Below are 15,365 nucleotides of genomic sequence, written 5' to 3' on the forward strand. Positions count from 1 at the left end.
GCGTGGCCCACGACCTGGTCATCGTCGCCAACCGACTTCCCGTCGACCGAGTAGCCGGACCCGACGGGAAGATGACGTGGCGCGCGTCGCCGGGCGGGCTGGTCTCCGCGATCGAGCCGGTCATGCGCGCTGGCGACGGTGTCTGGATCGGCTGGCCCGGCGGGACCGAGCAGCACCTCGAGCCGTTCGAGATCGACGGGCTGCACCTGGTGCCGATGTCGATGACCGCCGAGGAGATCGCCCGCCACTACGAGGGCATGTCCAACGGCACCCTCTGGCCCCTCTACCACGACGTGGTGGCCAAGCCGGAGTTCCACCGCGAGTGGTGGCACGAGTACGTCGAGGTCAACCGGCGCTTCGCCGAGAAGGCCGCCGAGCTGGCCAACCCCGGCGCGACCGTGTGGGTGCACGACTACCAGATGCAGCTGGTGCCGCAGCTGCTGCGCGAGATGCGGCCCGACCTGCGCATCGGCTTCTACCTGCACATCCCGTTCCCGCCGGCCGAGCTGTTCCAGCAGCTGCCGTGGCGCCGCCAGATCCTCGAGGGCCTGCTCGGCGCCGACCTGATCGGCTTCCAGCTGCCGGGCGCCGCGCAGAACTTCATCCGACTGGTGCGCCAGCGGGTCGGGCACAAGACCCACCGCGACACCGTCTACCTGCCCGACGGCCGCGCCGTCCGCGCGAAGGCGTTCCCGATCTCGATCGACGCCGCGGGCTTCGAGGAGCTCGCCGAGTCCTCCATCGTCGAGGCTCGCGCCAAGACGATCCGCGAGCTGCTCGGCAACCCCAAGAAGATCTTCCTGGGCATCGACCGGCTCGACTACACCAAGGGCATCTACGCCCGCCTGAGGGCGTTCGGCGAGCTGGTCCGCGACGGCGAGATCGATCCCGACGAGGCGGTCTTCGTGCAGGTCGCCGTGCCGTCGCGCGAGCAGGTCGAGGAGTACCGCCTCCTGCGCGACGAGATCGACCGCCTCGTCGGTCGGCTCAACGGCGACCTCGGCCGGATCGGCCGGCCGGTGATCAGCTACCTGCACTCCTCCTACCCACGCGAGGAGATGGCGGCCTTCTACCGCGCAGCCGACGTCATGGTGGTCACCCCCTACCGCGACGGCATGAACCTGGTCGCCAAGGAGTACGTCGCCTGCCGCGTCGACGACGACGGCGCCCTCGTGCTCAGCGAGTTCGCCGGTGCCGCCGACGAGCTGCGCCAGGCGTGGCTGGTCAACCCGTGGGACATCGACGGGATGAAGCAGGCGCTGCTCTCGGCGTACCGCGCGGAGCCGGGCGAGCTCACCAAGCGGATGAAGGCGATGCGCAAGCAGATCCGCCAGCACGACGTGGCGGCGTGGGCCGACAGCTTCATGACCGAGCTCGACGACGAGTTCGTGCACAACAAGACGGTGCGCTCGGCTGACGCGGAATGAGCGGCGCGGAGTAGGTTTCCGCCCATGGACCTCGTTCCCGTCCGCTCCCTGGCCACCGCACCGGCATCGCTGGTCGGCAAGGTCCTGCCCGTCCCCGGCCCCGACCAGGTGGTGGCTGCGGCCAGCAACGTCGCGCACAAGGTCCTGTACGGCGGTCTCGCCGACCTCCGTCCGATGCCGCGCACGCTCATCGACGAGGGCCGGCTGCGCGAGGTCTACCACTACCGCCCGGTCGCCGGCGTCAAGGAGCAGGGCGACCCGGTCCTGTTCGTGACGCCCCTCGCGGCCCCGGCGATCTGCTACGACCTGCGCCGCGGCTGCTCCCTGGTGGAGCACTTCGTCGGCGAGGGGCGTCCGACGTACCTCCTGGAGTACGGCGAGGTCTCCTTCAAGGACCGCAACCTCGGCATGGAGCACTGGATCGACGAGGTCGTGCCGGCCGCGGTCCGTGCCGCCTCCGAGCACGCCGGCGGCCGACCGGTGCACGTGGTGGGGTGGAGCCTCGGCGGCATCTTCTCGCTGCTGACGCTGGCCGACGAGAAGTCCGGTGACCTGCCGGTCGCCTCGCTGACCGTGGTCGGCTCCCCGATCGACATCACCCAGGTGCCGCTCATCGCGCCGCTGCGGCCACTGCTGAACTGGTTCAACGGCAAGGGCCCGATCACCAAGGGCTACCAGTGGATGGGCGGCGCGCCGAAGCCGTTGGTCAAGTGGGCGTTCCAGCTGTCGGCCGTGCAGAAGATGGTCACCAAGCCGCTCGCCCTGGCCACCCACATCGACGATCGCGAGTTCCTCGCCCAGATCGAGGCCGTCGACCGGTTCACCGACAACATGATCGCCTACCCCGGTCGCACGTTCGGGCAGCTCTACCACCGCTTCGCGAAGGGCAACCAGCTCGCCGGCGGCGAGTTCGAGCTCGACGACCGCACCATCTCGCTGAGCGCGATCGACGTCCCCGTGCTGGTCTTCGCCGGGGCGACCGACGGGATCGCGCCGATCGGTGCGGTACGGGCCGTCGTACCTCTCCTGACGTCCTCCCCCGAGGTCCGCTTCGAGATCGTCCCCGGTGGGCACCTCGGCATGCTGACCGGGCGCGCGGCGCGCCACACGACCTGGGTCGTGCTCGACGAGTGGGTGGCCCAGTGGTCGGACAAGACCGTCAAGCCTCCGGCCATCGGCACCAACCGCAAGCGCAAGCACTCCTCGGCGGCATCCCGCTCGCTGGGGAAGTAGACCTCGCCCGGCATCTAGTCATTTGTGACTAGATGGACTGACCGGCCGACCGATTCACAGCCGTTCCCAGGCCCGTAGATTTCTCATCACCGACGCGGATCCCCCTGAAGCTGGAGGGAGCCCCACCGGCCGGCCCCGTCACGGAGTGCCGCCGGAGGACCAGCGGAGCCTGGGATCCGCGTCGGTAGCTACGACCGGCGTCCACCTACCCCCCAGGGCGCCGGTAGTGGCATTTCCACGGCGGCGCCCCTGGACCCGGGGAGGGAGCGGGGGCGCCACCGAGGCACTAGCCTCGGCGGCGTGATGGCAGCCGACTGGGCCGAGGCGCTCGCACCGGTGGCCGCCCAGCTCGCGGCGGTGTCGGCGTACGTCGACGCGGAGCGGGCCTCCGGACGCACCGTCCTCCCGGCGCCCGAGCACGTCCTGCGCGCCTTCGAGCGACCGCTCGCCTCGGTGCGGGTGCTGCTCGTCGGGCAGGATCCCTACCCCACTCCGGGGCACCCGATCGGCCTGAGCTTCGCCGTCGACCGCGGGGTGCGGCCGTTGCCACGGTCACTGGCGAACATCTACCACGAGCTGCACGACGACCTCGGCGTCGTACCTCCCGAGCACGGCGACCTCACCGCATGGGCCGACCAGGGTGTCCTCCTGCTCAACCGGGTCCTGACCGTGGAGGCGGGCCACGCCGGGTCCCACCGCGGCCGCGGCTGGGAGGCGGTCACCGAGGCAGCGATCGATGCGGTCGTACGCCGCGCACGGGCCGGTACGCCGATGGCGGCGGCCCTCTGGGGCGCGGATGCGCAGAAGCTGGCGCCGCGCCTCGCGCCGGTCCCCTCGGTCATGAGCGCGCACCCGTCGCCGTTGTCGGCGTACCGCGGATTCTTCGGCTCCCGGCCGTTCTCTCGAGTCAATACGCTGCTGTCGGATCAGGGCGCTCGGCCCGTCGACTGGTCACTCCCGGAATAAAGTACAACTTTCAATCATTGGAGTCGTCATGACGGATCGGATGCCCTCGCTCTACATCGGCCACGGCTCGCCGCTGCTGCTCGACGACCGACTCTGGACCAGCCAGCTGGCCTCCTGGGCGAGCGACCTGCCGCGGCCCACGGCGATCCTGATCGTCAGTGCCCACTGGGAGGCGGCGCCGGTCTCGTTGACCGCCAACCAGGCTCCCCTGGTCTACGACTTCGGCGGGTTCGACGCGAAGTACTTCCAGATGACCTACGAGACGCCCGACTCGACCGCTCTGGCGGCGCGGGTCGCGGCGATGATGCCGGACAACGAGCCCGTGCACCAGCACCGCCGACGCGGCCTGGACCACGGCGCCTGGGTGCCACTCAAGGTGATGTACCCCGAGGCCGACATCCCCGTCCTGCAGATGTCCATGCCGACCCACGACCCGGGCCGGTTGATGGAGCTGGGCCGCCGCCTGCGCCCCCTGCGCGACGAGGGCGTGCTGATCATCGGCTCCGGCTTCCTCACCCACGGCCTGCCGTTCCTGACCGACTGGAGCCCGGGCGCGAAGGCGCCGACCTGGTCCAGCGAGTTCGACGCATGGGCCGCCGAGGCGATGGCGCGCGGCGACGTCGACACGCTCGCGTCGTACCGCTCCGTCGCGCCAGGCATGCCGTACGCCCACCCGACGGTCGAGCACTACACGCCGCTGTTCATCACGCTCGGCGCCGCCACCGATGCGGCGGTGCCCGGCGAGCAGCGGATCGACGGGTTCTTCAGCGGGCTCTCGAAGCGGTCGCTTCAGGTCGCCTGAGCCAGGCGCCTCTCCAAGCGCCTGACCGTCGCCTCGAGCTCGAGCACACGGGCGATGCCGGCCAGGTTGAGTCCCTCGGCGAGCAGGTCGCGGATGCGGTGGAGGGTCTCGATGTCGGCGTGGCTGTAGAGCCGGGTCCCGCCGGCGGACCGGCCGGGCGTGAGCAGCCCGCGCCGCTCGTAGACCCGCAGGTTCTGCACCTGCATGTCGACGATCTCGGCCGCCACCGAGATGGCGTACACGCCGCGCTGCCCTGCCATCGTCCGACCTCCTTCAGGCATCACCCTACCTTGAATGGACGAATCAGATGATCTATAACAACTGATACAGATCAACTCTCGCCCCCGCGCGAGCTGCAAGAAGGAGGAAGCCATGTTGCTGCGCACCACCGACCCGTTCCGCGACCTCGACCGCCTGACCAACCAGCTGCTCGGCAACAGCGGCACCACCAACCGTCCTGCCGTCATGCCGATGGACGCCTGGCGCGAGGGCGACCGGTTCACGATCGAGTTCGACCTGCCCGGCGTCTCCCCGGAGAGCATCGACATCGACGTCGAGCGCAACGTCCTGACCGTCCGCGCCGAGCGCCTCGCCGGGAACGGCGACTGGCAGCGCCTGGCCTCCGAGCGGGTGCACGGCCAGTTCAGCCGTCAGCTGGTCCTCGGCGACAACCTCGACCTCGAACGGATCGAGGCGTCCTACGACGCGGGCGTCCTGCGCCTGGTCGTGCCGGTGGCCGAGAAGGCCAAGCCGCGCAAGATCCAGGTCGCGGGCATCGAGCCGGCCGAGCACCACGAGGCGATCGGCGCCTGACGGGCCCTTCGACGGGCCCCGACCACCGCCGACGGTCGCGCGGTCCGGCCCCCTTCACGCAAGGCGGGCCGGGCCGGCGTACGTCGGGCGTCAGCGGATGCCGAGCCTCTTCATGATCTTGAGGGAGCTCAGCATCTGCTTGACGTAGCCGTCGTAGTCCTGGCCGGGGCGCGCGCCCATGACCTGCTTCTTGAGGACGGCGACGTTCTTGGCGTCGGTGTACTTCAGCAGCCCCTGGTCACCGTGGCGCGCGCCGACGCCGGACTGCTTGACGCCGCCGGACGGCGAGCCCTTCGAGGCGTACGCCGTCGCGAGCGCGTCGTTGATGTTGACGTTGCCCGAGTCGATGCGGGCAGCGACCTGCTCGGCGCGCTTGACGTCGCCGCTCCAGACCGACGCGTTGAGGCCGTAGTCGGTGTCGTTGGCCAGCTTGATGGCCTCGTCGACCGTCCGGTAGCGATGCAGCGCGACGACCGGACCGAAGGTCTCGGTCGATCCCGCGAGCATCTCCTTGGTGACGCCCTCGAGCACCGTCGGCTCGAAGAACGCCGGGCCGATGTCGGGACGTGCCCTCCCACCGGTCAGCACCGTCGCACCCTTCGCGACGGCGTCCTCGACATGGCTCGCGACGCGCTCCATGTGCTCAGGACTCACCAGCGAGCCGATCTCCGGACCGAAGTCGTACGCCGCCCCGATGCGCAGGTTCCTGGCGCGCTCGACGAAGGCGTCCTTGAGCTCGTCGTAGCGGCTCTCGGGCAGGTAGATCCGCTCGATGTGCATGCAGATCTGGCCGGTGTTGCCGAAGACGCCGAACGTCGCGGACTCGACCCAGTCGTCGACCGGGGCGTCGTCCAGGACGACCATCGGGTTCTTGCCGCCGAGCTCGAGGCAGCAGCCGATCAGGTTGCGTCCGGCGCGCTCTCCGATGACGCGGCCGGTGGCGGTCGAGCCGGTGAACATGACGTAGTCGGCGTTGTCGATCAGGGTCGGCCCGACGTCCGGGCCCTCACCGCAGACCACCTGGAACAGGCCCTTGGGCAGGCCGGCCTCCTCGAGCAGCCTGATGCCGAACAGCGGCGAGAGGGCGGTCTTGTTGTCCGGCTTCACGACGACGGCGTTGCCGGCCATGAGCGCGGGGATCGCGTCGGAGAGACCCGTGGCGAACGGGAAGTTCCACGGCGCGATGATCCCGACGACGCCCTTGGGGACACGCACCTCGGTCGAGGACGAGACGATCGGGACCGGCCCGGCGTGCTTCTGGGGAGCGAGCAGCTTGGGTGCGCGCTTGAGGTAGTGGCTGATGATCATCGGCGGATCGCAGGTCTCCTCGATCGCCATCCGCCGGTTCTTGCCGCTCTCGGCCTGGATCAGGTCGGCGGTCGTCAGCGCGTTGTCGAGGAGCAGCGCGTGCGCCCGGTCGAAGACCTCGAGCCGCTTCTTCACCGGCCACCGGGCCCACAGCTCCTGCGCCTTGCGGGCCTCGGCGAACGCATCCGCGATGTCCTCGGGCGTCGACTGCGGCAGCTCGACGAGGACCTCGCCGGTGTAGACCTCGGTCAGCTTCCAGGTCGCCCCGGTGCGGCCCGGAACCCGGGCGACCAGGCCCTCGAGGAGCTCGTCGGTCAGCGTGGCCGGCCGGGTCGGCGTACTCATGCGCGACCCAGGATGAAGTCGACCGCGCGCTCGCCGATCATGAAGCAGGGCGCGTTCGTGTTGCCGCCGGTGATGCTCGGCATGATCGAGGCGTCCGCGACGCGCAGACCCTCGATGCCGCGGACCTTGAGGTCGGGACCGACGACCGCTCGGTCGTCGACACCCATCCGGCAGGTGCCGACGCCGTGGTAGACCGACGTCGAGCGCTGCTTGAGGGCGGTGCGCAGGGCATCGCCGGTCAGGTCGGCGGGCGGGTGGATGGCGCCCTTGATCGCGTCGCCCATGCCGGCCGAGCCCATGATCTCGCGGATCATCTCGGTGCCCTCGGCGAGCACGCTGATGTCGTCGGGCTCACGGAGGTAGCCGTAGTCGATGAGCGGGCTCGCCAGCGGATCGGTGCTCGCCAGTCGCAACGTGCCCCGGCTGCGCGGGTAGATCAGCGTCGAGAAGACGGTCATCGAGGGTCGCGGGTCCACGTTGTGCCGGATCGGCTCGTCCTGGTTGGGCGTCGGGTAGGCCCACGGCAGCATGTGCAGCTGGAGGTCCGGCGGGCCGTCCCCGGCGTACGACGTCCGCACGAAGCCGACCGACTCGAAGACCGAGTTGGCGAGGAACGAGCCGCCGCGGGTCTTCTCCTTGAGCAAGCCCTTGGCGAAGTAGAACGGCGTGCCCTTGTGCTGGACCGACGGCGCGTGGAACGTCAGCGCGTGGAAGAGGTGGTCGTGCAGGTTGTCGCCGACCGGCAGGTCCGCGACGACGTCGATGCCGAGGCTGGCGAGGTGGTCGGCATGACCGATCCCGGAGAGCATCAGCAGCTGCGGGCTGCCGATGAAGCCGGCCGAGACGATGACCTCCTTGCCGGCCCGGATGAAGCGGTGGGTCGTCGCCTTCTTGCCGGCCTTGTCGAGGTCCACGACCTGTACGCCGGTGGCCCGGCCGTTCTCGACGACGATCTTGGTCGCCTGCACCCTGGTCTGCACCTCGAGCGTCGGGGGCGCGAGGTGGTGCACGTAGCCGCGGGCCGAGGAGTAGCGCAGGCCGTCGACCGCGTTCTGCTGCATGAAGGCGATGCCCTCCTGCTCGGCCGCGTTGTAGTCGTCGAGGACCTTGACGCCGAGGGTGTCGGCGGTGGCCTGGATGAACTGGCCGGTGATGGCCTGCGGGGTCTTGTTGCGGCCGATCCGGATCGGGCCGCCGGCGCCGCGGAACTCGTTCTCGCCGTCCTCGAAGTCCTCGTAGCGCTTGAACGCCGGGTTGACCTCGTCGGCGCTCCAGCCGGTGTTGCCCTCGGCGGCCCAGGAGTCGTAGTTGGCACGGTTGCCGCGCACGTAGACCATCCCGTTGACCGAGCTCGAGCCGCCGAGCACCTTGCCGCGGGGAGCGGGCATCCGGCGGCCGTCCATGTTCTCCTGCGGCACCGAGTAGAGGCCCCAGTCGTTGAGCCTCTTGATCTTCGGCTCGGCATGCATCGGGCCGATCATCCCGGGGACCTTGGTCAGGATCTGCTCGTCGGACCTGCCGGGCTCGATCAGGATCACGGACGCGCCGGACTCGGCGAGCCGTCCCGCGATGATGGATCCGGAGCTGCCGGATCCGACGACGACGTAATCGGCTTCGTTGCTGTGGGCCACGCCCGAACTGTAACGCGTTCTAGTTTGAATACGAAAGGGTTTCGTATTGGTGACCTGATGCCGTCGCGCCCGGTCCGCGCTGGCTACCATGTCGTCGCGTTCACGCGAGCGCATGCCGCGTTAACTCAGTTGGCCAGAGTGTCGCTCTTGTAAAGCGAAAGTCGTCGGTTCGAATCCGACACGCGGCTCGTGGACCGACGCCGGCACGGCGTCGTACGACATCTGCAGAACTGTTCGAGTTTGCGTCTCACCGCTCCGGGAACCGGGCGTCACGGGGAGGGCCCCAGCGAGACGGAGAAACTGATGTCCACGTCCTTCCGCACCATCTCGGCAGCGGGTGCTTCAGCAGCAGCGGTCCTGGCCATGGCAGTCGCGCCGGCGGCGTACGCGACTCCCTCGTCCGGACCACACCACACCTCCCAGGGCAAGCACCTGGGACCGACCACGAGCAGCGCCGCGCAGGTACGCCACCCCCACCCGCACCACCCCAACGCGCACGCCGGAACCGGCGGCCGGGCGCCCACGCACGCCCATGGCGCCGGCGCGGGCGGCGCCGGGGGTGGCACCGGGGGCGGCACCCACCATGCGCCGCACCAGGCGCCCGCCGGCCCGCCCAAGGATCCGGCCGGCGACCCTCCCGGCAACAACGGCACCGTGAAGATCGCGGTGGTCGGCGACGCTGACGGCATCCCGAACAACGCACCGCACCCGGGCTGCACCGTCGAGGTCCAGTGGTTCGGGTACGACGCAGGCTCCGACGTCATCTCGACCGTGACGTTCTCCCCGCAGGCGCCCACCAAGGGCGTGACGATCGGCGGTGTCGCACCGACGACGGTGGCGGTCGGCGGGGACCCGGCCAGCGGCGCGGGCACCAGCACGGGCCTCGACGCGGTGCAGGACTACGCGCTGACCTTCAGCGGTGCGGCACCCGCGAAGCAGGGCTACCACGTCCGGGTCACGGTGCACACGCCCCACTCGCTCGGCGCCGACACGAAGACGAAGGTCTTCTGGATCTCGCCGTGCACACCGACGCCGACCCCCGTCACCCCGACGCCGACCCCCGTCACCCCGACGCCCGTCACCCCGACGCCGGTCACCCCGACGCCGGTGACACCGACGCCCGGCACCGTCGTGCTCCCGGGGACGCCGACTCCCGGCCACGTGTCGTTCCCCGTCATGACGCCTCCGGTCGTCGTCGGCCCCCAGCCGGCGGGAATCGACCTCGCCAGCGCCGGCCTGCCCTCGGTGAACGGGTCCAGCGTCCCGACCGCGGTCGACGCGGGCAGCTCGCGGAGCCTCCTGGATCGCTGGGCGCACTCCCCGTGGGCCCTGGCCGTCACGGGTCTCGGCGTTCTCCTGACCGCCCTCGGGGTGGCTCGGGCGCGCCGACGTGCCTGACCGGACGGGTGGGCGGGTCCGGCCAGCACTGACGGTGCTGGCCGGGCTCGTCGTCCTCGCCGCCGGCGGCCTGTGGTGGACGCACTCGTCCACGGCCGTGCCCACGAGCGCGGCGGACACAGCGACGGCAGGGCCGAGGGCACCCGTCGCCCATGAGGTCCCCCGCGTCCCGGGTGCGCCGCGCCGGCTGCGGATCCCGGCGATCCACGTCGATGCGCCGGTCGTGGCGGTGGCGGCAGCAGGGCGCACCCTCGTGCCACCGAGCGACCCCATGACGCTCGGTTGGTGGGCCGCCGGCTCCGAGCCGGGCGCGGCACGCGGCACCACCCTGATCGCCGGCCACACCGTCCACAACGGGCCGGGAGCCCTCAACGACCTGGCCGATCTCGACGTCGGGCGGCCGCTCGTGATCACCACCTCGCACGGCGCCGACCGCTACCGCGTGACCCGGGTCCACACGTTCGCCAAGGGGATCGTGGCGGCCGACGCCGAGCGGTTGTTCCGCCAGACCGGACCGCCTCGGCTCGTCGTCGTGACGTGCTCGGACTGGAACGGCACCCGCTACCTCAGCAACACGATCGTGACCGCGCGGCCGGTGGTACGCCTAGGGTGATCCCGTGGATCTCCCGGTGATGCCGCCGATCAAGCCGATGCTCGCGAAGCCGGTCAAGGGGGTGCCGACCGACGGGACGCACGCCTTCGAGCCGAAGTGGGACGGGTTCCGCTGCCTGGTGTTCAAGGACGGCGACGAGGTCGAGCTGGCCAGCCGCAACACCAAGCCGCTGACCCGCTACTTCCCCGAGCTCGTCACGGCGATGCGCGAGCAGCTGCCCGAGCGCTGCGTCCTGGACGGCGAGATCTTCGTGGCGCTCAACCGTCGCGACGGGGTGCCGCGCCTGGAGTTCGAGGTCCTCCAGGAGCGCATCCACCCCGCGGCATCGCGGATCAAGATGCTGAGCGAGACCACACCGGCGTCGTACGTCGCCTTCGACCTGCTCGCCCTGGGCGACGACGACCACACGGCGGCGTCGTACCAGGAGCGAAGGGCGCTGCTCGAGCAAGCCCTCGCCGACCTGCCTGCCGAGGGGCCGTGCCACCTGACCCGGATCTCGACCGACCCGGCGGTGGCCGAGGAGTGGTTCCACATCTTCGAGGGCGCCGGCCTGGACGGCGTGATCGCCAAGCCGCTCGGGGCGGCGTACCAGCCCAACGTGCGCAGCATGCTCAAGATCAAGCACGAGCGCACCGCCGACGTGGTGCTCGCCGGCTACCGCGAGCACAAGACCTCCACGGCGGAGCGGCCTCTGATCGGCTCGCTGCTGCTGGGCCTCTACGACGGCGACGAGCTCCAGCACATCGGCGTCTCCGCCTCCTTCACCGAGGCCCGCCGCGCCGAGCTGTGGCAGGAGCTGCAGCCGCTCGTCTGCCCCATCGAGGAGCACCCGTGGGGCCGTTGGCAGGAGTTCCTGGTCGCCAACCCCGGCCGTCAGCCGGGCACGCAGAGCCGGTGGAGCTCCGGCAAGGACCTCTCCTTCACTCCCCTGCGCCCGGAGCGGGTGATCGAGGTGAAGTACGACGCGATGGAGGGCCGGCGGTTCCGCCACACGGCGCACTTCAAGCGGTGGCGCGACGACCGCGACCCCGAGAGCTGCGGCTACGAGCAGCTCGAGCAGCCGGTCAGGTACGACCTCGACAAGGTGCTCGGCTGAGCCTCTTCTCCCACGCCTGCCACGGGTGTAGACCTGATACATGGAGACCGATGCAGAGCGGTACGACGTCGTCCTCCTGATCGAGCAGCAGCTCGGCCCCCAGGACGCCCAGCTCGTCCGGGACCTCCACGAGGGCCTGGACGACCAGCAGGTCGTCTACCACCTCATGCTGCCGATGGCCGATGCCGCCGCCGCGGTCGAGGCCTCCATGACCGCCGTCGGTGCCGGAGACCTGGTCGTGCCCTCGCCCACCCTGGCGGCCAGCGACGTCGCGGCGTTGCGCGACGAGTGCCGCAGTGACGCGCAGCAGGCGCTCGATGCGTCGATGCGGTGCCTGTCCGATGCCGGCGGCGTCGCGGGCACCTCCTCGATCATCGAGATGTCACCGATCGAGGCACTGCAGGCGGAGGTTCGCCAGACCGACGCGCAGGAGGTCATCATCCTGACCCGCCCGCACCTCGTGGCCGAGTTCTTCCACGTCGACTGGACCTCGCGCGCTCGCCGGCACCTCGGCGTACCCGTGCTGCACCTCGTGGAGCATTCCGCCGGTGACCAGTAGCACGTCAGCGCCCGTTCACGCCGGGTTAGGCGCGCCCGCTAGGTTCGGAGTGTGATCACGGAATCGCTCGCGTCCGTCGTCGAGGCCCTCGAGAGCGAGGAGTACGTCGTCACCGAGCCGGTGCCCGGCACCCTGCTCGTGACGGGTCGCTTCTCGAACCCCGAGCGCATCGCCCTTCAGGCCGCCGCCCTCGCCGGCGACCAGCGGATCGCCGTGTGGGCACGCAGCCACCGCGACGACTGGGCGCTGGTCTGCTGGGACCGCCCGCAGCTGGTGACGATCACCTGCCGCGAGCTGTCGCCGCTGCGCTGGCGCCACCGGGTGCTGCCGCCGACCCTGCAGCCGAACGCGCAGACGTTCCTCGAGGGGGCGTCCTCGTCGTACGACATCGTGACCCGGCCCAAGCACCAGCCGACCGCCGCCGCCCGCGAGATCCTGGCGAGCTTCGACATCACCGAGCCCGCGCCGCCCGGATGGGTCGCCCCGACGCCGGTGGTCGAGGCCGTGCGGGTGGTGCGGACGACGGTCCCCGTGGCCGGTGCCAAGAAGGTGGCGGCGCCGCGCGCCCCGCGTGCGACCACCGCGCGCGAACCGAAGGCCCAGCCGCAGTCGACCGTGAAGATCTGCCAGACCTGCTTCATGGCGATCCCTGCCACCGGCATCTGCGACAACTGCGGATAGCGTTCCTGCATGCTCACCATTGCGCTGGTGCTGGCCGCCCTGGCGGCGCTGATCCACTACTACATCTTCTGGCTCGAGTCGATCGCGTTCGAGGGCCCGGGCCGCAAGGTCTTCGGCATCACCCGCGAGGAGGCCGCCGCGCTCAAGCAGGTCTTCTACAACCAGGGCTTCTACAACCTCTTCCTGGCGATCGGCACGACCGTCGGCATCGTGCTGTACGCCGCCTCGCACACCGCTGGAGGCGCGCTCGTCACCTTCGGCTGCTCGTGCATGCTCGGCGCCGCACTGGTGCTGGTCTCCGACGACCCGACCAAGCGCCGCGCCGGACTGGTGCAGGGCCTGGCGCCCGCGCTCGCGCTCGCCTTCCTCGGGCTCGCCGCCGTCAGCTGATCCCGGGCGCCCGCGGGCTCCTCCGGTACGCCGACACGCTCGGCTCACCCGCCAGCCAGAACCGCCACGGCACATCCGCGGCCTTGGAGACGCCGACCCGCGGGCCCTGCACGATCTCGTGGTCCCCGAGCCCGATGGCCGGGCCGACCGTGACCGCGCTGGACGGGTCGAGCACGTCGGTGCCGAGGTCGTTCAGCGTGATGCCGAGCGCCTGGGCGAGGTTGCCCGGCCCGCGGGCCAGGTTCCTCTCGGTGCCGCGTCGTGCCTGCGCGACCTCGATCCCGTCGACCACCTCACCGGCCCGGATCAGCACCGCCGCGCCGTGCTCGGTGGGCCCGGTGACGATGTTGGCGCAGAAGTGCATGCCATAGGACCGGTAGACGTACAGCCGCCACGGGTCGCCGTACATGATCTCGCTGCGCCTGGTGCGCGTGAACGCGTGGCTGGCCGGGTCGAGGTGGCCGCCGTACGCCTCCACCTCGGTGATCCGCACGCTGACACCGTGTCCCCTCAGGGTGCGCCCGAGCAGGCTCTTCGCCTGCGTCACCACGTCCTCGACGTCCGCCATGTCGCCCACCGTAGGATCTCGCCGTGACTTTCGAGAACGTGACGCTGGACCCGCAGGCGAACATCTACTTCGACGGCAAGTGCGTGAGCCACACGTTCTTCACCGCGGACGGCGAGAAGCTGTCGGCGGGCGTGATCTTCCCGGCCAGCCTGAACTTCGGCACCGCGCAGCCCGAGATCATGGAGCTCAACGCCGGCACGTGCCGCGTGCGCCTCGCCGGCTCCGAGGAGTGGACCTCCTACGCCGCGGGCGACTCGTTCGACGTGCCCGGCGACTCGAGCTTCGACATCGAGGTCACCGAGACCCTCGGCTACGTCTGCCGCTACGGCTGACCTCACTCACTGATGAGTGAGCCGATCCAGGTCGTCGGTGCCGTCATCGTGCGCGACGGGCTGATCCTCTGCGCCCGTCGGGGCCCCGGCGGCGAGACCGGTGGGCTCTGGGAGTTCCCGGGCGGCAAGCTCGAGCCCGGCGAGACCGCTCAGCAGGCGCTGGCGCGCGAGATCCTCGAGGAGCTCGGCTGCGCGGTCGCCGTCGGCGAGCACCTCACCACCACGACACATGCGTACGCCGGCGCGACGGTCGTGCTGTCGACGTACCACTGCACGCTCGGCGACGGCGCGCCCCACGCCACCGAGCACGACGAGCTGCGCTGGCTGGCTCCGGCCGACCTCGGCGAGGTCGCGTGGGCGCCGGCCGACGTACCTGCCGTCGAGCTTCTCCATTCGGCCGCGGGCGACGCGGGATCGCAATAGCCTCCGCGGCATGCGCATCCGTCAGACCGCTGTCGCCGCCGTCCTCGCCGTCTCCCTGACCTCCTTGGCCGCCTGCGGCTCCGGCTCGGACAAGGCCGACACCGTCGGCGGCGGCCACCACGACGAGAAGGCCGCGAACGCGTTCGGCCACGCGGGCGACCTGCTGACCCCGGCTCGGATCGGCGCCGTGCTGCCGTCGGCCAAGGACGTCGGCAAGGGCTGGACGCGTGACCCGAGCGAGGAGAACAACGACGAGCAGAGCAGCGACAAGGTGACGCCGAAGTCCTGTGAGTCGTTCAGCAACTCCGACGACTGGACCGGCAAGCCGGATGCGAAGAACGAGCACTACTTCAAGAAGGACGACTTCGGGCCGTTCTTCTTCACCTCGATCGAGTCCTACAAGGAGCCGGTGACCGAGGCCGCGATGAACAAGGTCGTCGACATGCTCGGGCGGTGCAGCACGACGACCTCGATCGACAAGGACGGCAACAAGTCGACGATGAGCCTGACCCCGCTGGACTTCCCGAACCTGGGGCAGCAGAGCTTCGCGATGCACATGGACGTCAAGGCGATGTTCCCCGTCGCCGCCGACATCGCGGTGATCCGGATCGGGCACAACATGTACACGGTGGGCTACATGGCCATCGGCGCCACCGCCAAGAACACCGCCGTGATGGAGAAGCTCGCACAGCAGACCATCGACCGCCTGAAGTAGCCCGAGGGTTCACCGCCGCGCCCCTAGCCAGGAGGCAGGCCCGGGCCTACTCTCCGAGAGAAGCG

At 70.4% G+C, this 15,365-nt stretch carries 18 protein-coding genes and 1 tRNA gene; 15 read left to right on the forward strand and 4 right to left on the reverse strand.

The window, feature by feature from the left end; translation table 11 throughout:
• Positions 1-2 precede the first annotated feature (2 nt).
• From ACYVJ3_RS01175 to ACYVJ3_RS01190, 4 genes are all read left to right on the forward strand, one after another.
• Positions 3-1,427, forward strand: a complete 1,425-nt coding sequence (locus tag ACYVJ3_RS01175) for an alpha,alpha-trehalose-phosphate synthase (UDP-forming) (protein ID WP_460850650.1) — start codon at positions 3-5, stop codon at positions 1,425-1,427.
• Between the two features lie 24 nt (positions 1,428-1,451).
• Complete coding sequence (locus tag ACYVJ3_RS01180; protein WP_460850651.1) at positions 1,452-2,660, forward strand: alpha/beta fold hydrolase; 1,209 nt, start codon at positions 1,452-1,454, stop codon at positions 2,658-2,660.
• A 303-nt stretch (positions 2,661-2,963) separates the two neighbouring features.
• Positions 2,964-3,626, forward strand: coding sequence for a uracil-DNA glycosylase (locus ACYVJ3_RS01185; RefSeq protein ID WP_460851089.1), 663 nt, complete (start codon positions 2,964-2,966; stop codon positions 3,624-3,626).
• Between the two features lie 28 nt (positions 3,627-3,654).
• Complete coding sequence (locus ACYVJ3_RS01190; protein WP_460850652.1) at positions 3,655-4,428, forward strand: dioxygenase family protein; 774 nt, start codon at positions 3,655-3,657, stop codon at positions 4,426-4,428.
• On the opposite strand, the gene ACYVJ3_RS01195 is transcribed toward ACYVJ3_RS01190, so the two are convergent.
• Positions 4,416-4,688 carry a MerR family transcriptional regulator gene (locus ACYVJ3_RS01195; protein ID WP_460850653.1) on the reverse strand — a complete coding sequence of 91 codons (273 nt, stop codon included), beginning with the start codon at positions 4,686-4,688 and terminating at the stop codon, positions 4,416-4,418. The genes ACYVJ3_RS01190 and ACYVJ3_RS01195 overlap by 13 nt on opposite strands.
• A gap of 112 nt (positions 4,689-4,800) precedes the next feature.
• Between ACYVJ3_RS01195 and ACYVJ3_RS01200 the strand changes: the two genes are divergently transcribed.
• On the forward strand, positions 4,801-5,241 hold the full coding sequence (locus tag ACYVJ3_RS01200) for an Hsp20/alpha crystallin family protein (protein WP_460850654.1): 441 nt from the start codon (positions 4,801-4,803) through the stop codon (positions 5,239-5,241).
• A gap of 90 nt (positions 5,242-5,331) precedes the next feature.
• Here ACYVJ3_RS01200 and ACYVJ3_RS01205 read toward each other — a convergent pair whose 3' ends face one another.
• Together ACYVJ3_RS01205 and ACYVJ3_RS01210 are read right to left on the reverse strand one after the other, a co-directional pair.
• Positions 5,332-6,894: a succinic semialdehyde dehydrogenase gene (locus ACYVJ3_RS01205; protein WP_460850655.1), complete on the reverse strand. Its 1,563-nt coding sequence runs from the start codon at positions 6,892-6,894 to the stop codon at positions 5,332-5,334.
• A complete protein-coding gene (locus ACYVJ3_RS01210) occupies positions 6,891-8,525 on the reverse strand; it encodes a GMC family oxidoreductase (RefSeq protein WP_460850656.1) in 1,635 nt (544 codons plus the stop codon). Before ACYVJ3_RS01210 ends, ACYVJ3_RS01205 begins: the two co-directional genes overlap by 4 nt.
• A 114-nt stretch (positions 8,526-8,639) precedes the next feature.
• Between ACYVJ3_RS01210 and ACYVJ3_RS01215 the strand changes: the two genes are divergently transcribed.
• From ACYVJ3_RS01215 to ACYVJ3_RS01245, 7 genes are all read left to right on the forward strand, one after another.
• A tRNA-Thr gene (locus ACYVJ3_RS01215) sits at positions 8,640-8,713 on the forward strand.
• A 115-nt stretch (positions 8,714-8,828) separates the two neighbouring features.
• Positions 8,829-9,923 carry a hypothetical protein gene (locus ACYVJ3_RS01220; protein ID WP_460850657.1) on the forward strand — a complete coding sequence of 365 codons (1,095 nt, stop codon included), beginning with the start codon at positions 8,829-8,831 and terminating at the stop codon, positions 9,921-9,923.
• Complete coding sequence (locus tag ACYVJ3_RS01225) at positions 9,916-10,536, forward strand: class F sortase (RefSeq protein ID WP_460850658.1); 621 nt, start codon at positions 9,916-9,918, stop codon at positions 10,534-10,536. The genes ACYVJ3_RS01220 and ACYVJ3_RS01225 overlap by 8 nt, the downstream gene beginning before the upstream one ends.
• A 4-nt stretch (positions 10,537-10,540) precedes the next feature.
• On the forward strand, positions 10,541-11,632 hold the full coding sequence (locus tag ACYVJ3_RS01230; protein WP_460850659.1) for an ATP-dependent DNA ligase: 1,092 nt from the start codon (positions 10,541-10,543) through the stop codon (positions 11,630-11,632).
• Between the two features lie 40 nt (positions 11,633-11,672).
• The gene (locus tag ACYVJ3_RS01235; protein ID WP_460850660.1) at positions 11,673-12,191 is read left to right on the forward strand and encodes a hypothetical protein; all 519 of its coding nucleotides are present in this window, start codon (positions 11,673-11,675) and stop codon (positions 12,189-12,191) included.
• A gap of 51 nt (positions 12,192-12,242) precedes the next feature.
• The gene (locus ACYVJ3_RS01240; RefSeq protein ID WP_460850661.1) at positions 12,243-12,872 is read left to right on the forward strand and encodes a hypothetical protein; all 630 of its coding nucleotides are present in this window, start codon (positions 12,243-12,245) and stop codon (positions 12,870-12,872) included.
• A gap of 9 nt (positions 12,873-12,881) precedes the next feature.
• Positions 12,882-13,262 carry a DUF1304 domain-containing protein gene (locus ACYVJ3_RS01245; protein ID WP_460850662.1) on the forward strand — a complete coding sequence of 127 codons (381 nt, stop codon included), beginning with the start codon at positions 12,882-12,884 and terminating at the stop codon, positions 13,260-13,262.
• Here ACYVJ3_RS01245 and ACYVJ3_RS01250 read toward each other — a convergent pair.
• Entirely contained in the window at positions 13,255-13,830 is a 576-nt protein-coding gene (locus tag ACYVJ3_RS01250) for a DNA-3-methyladenine glycosylase (protein ID WP_460850663.1), read from the reverse strand. The genes ACYVJ3_RS01245 and ACYVJ3_RS01250 overlap by 8 nt on opposite strands.
• Positions 13,831-13,853: 23 nt before the next feature.
• Here ACYVJ3_RS01250 and ppnP point away from each other — a divergent pair, with 23 nt between their 5' ends.
• The 3 genes from ppnP to ACYVJ3_RS01265 are packed head-to-tail and all read left to right on the forward strand — an operon-like array spanning position 13,854 to position 15,300.
• Positions 13,854-14,162 carry a pyrimidine/purine nucleoside phosphorylase gene (ppnP, locus tag ACYVJ3_RS01255; protein WP_460850665.1) on the forward strand — a complete coding sequence of 103 codons (309 nt, stop codon included), beginning with the start codon at positions 13,854-13,856 and terminating at the stop codon, positions 14,160-14,162.
• 12 nt (positions 14,163-14,174) lie between these two features.
• Positions 14,175-14,585 (forward strand): (deoxy)nucleoside triphosphate pyrophosphohydrolase, encoded by a 411-nt coding sequence (locus ACYVJ3_RS01260; protein WP_460850666.1) that lies wholly within the window; start codon positions 14,175-14,177, stop codon positions 14,583-14,585.
• A gap of 10 nt (positions 14,586-14,595) precedes the next feature.
• Complete coding sequence (locus ACYVJ3_RS01265; protein WP_460850667.1) at positions 14,596-15,300, forward strand: hypothetical protein; 705 nt, start codon at positions 14,596-14,598, stop codon at positions 15,298-15,300.
• Positions 15,301-15,365: the final 65 nt, after the last annotated feature.

The organism is Nocardioides montaniterrae, assembly GCF_054782655.1.

Coding starts and splice junctions, on each gene's coding strand:
- ACYVJ3_RS01180 (WP_460850651.1), top strand. CDS start 1,452: ATGGACCTCGTTCCCGTCCGCTCCCTGGCCACCGCACCGGCATCGCTG.
- ACYVJ3_RS01185 (WP_460851089.1), top strand. CDS start 2,964: ATGGCAGCCGACTGGGCCGAGGCGCTCGCACCGGTGGCCGCCCAGCTC.
- ACYVJ3_RS01190 (WP_460850652.1), top strand. CDS start 3,655: ATGACGGATCGGATGCCCTCGCTCTACATCGGCCACGGCTCGCCGCTG.
- ACYVJ3_RS01195 (WP_460850653.1), bottom strand. CDS start 4,688: ATGGCAGGGCAGCGCGGCGTGTACGCCATCTCGGTGGCGGCCGAGATC.
- ACYVJ3_RS01200 (WP_460850654.1), top strand. CDS start 4,801: ATGTTGCTGCGCACCACCGACCCGTTCCGCGACCTCGACCGCCTGACC.
- ACYVJ3_RS01205 (WP_460850655.1), bottom strand. CDS start 6,894: ATGAGTACGCCGACCCGGCCGGCCACGCTGACCGACGAGCTCCTCGAG.
- ACYVJ3_RS01220 (WP_460850657.1), top strand. CDS start 8,829: ATGTCCACGTCCTTCCGCACCATCTCGGCAGCGGGTGCTTCAGCAGCA.
- ACYVJ3_RS01235 (WP_460850660.1), top strand. CDS start 11,673: ATGGAGACCGATGCAGAGCGGTACGACGTCGTCCTCCTGATCGAGCAG.
- ACYVJ3_RS01245 (WP_460850662.1), top strand. CDS start 12,882: ATGCTCACCATTGCGCTGGTGCTGGCCGCCCTGGCGGCGCTGATCCAC.
- ACYVJ3_RS01250 (WP_460850663.1), bottom strand. CDS start 13,830: ATGGCGGACGTCGAGGACGTGGTGACGCAGGCGAAGAGCCTGCTCGGG.
- ACYVJ3_RS01260 (WP_460850666.1), top strand. CDS start 14,175: ATGAGTGAGCCGATCCAGGTCGTCGGTGCCGTCATCGTGCGCGACGGG.
- ACYVJ3_RS01265 (WP_460850667.1), top strand. CDS start 14,596: ATGCGCATCCGTCAGACCGCTGTCGCCGCCGTCCTCGCCGTCTCCCTG.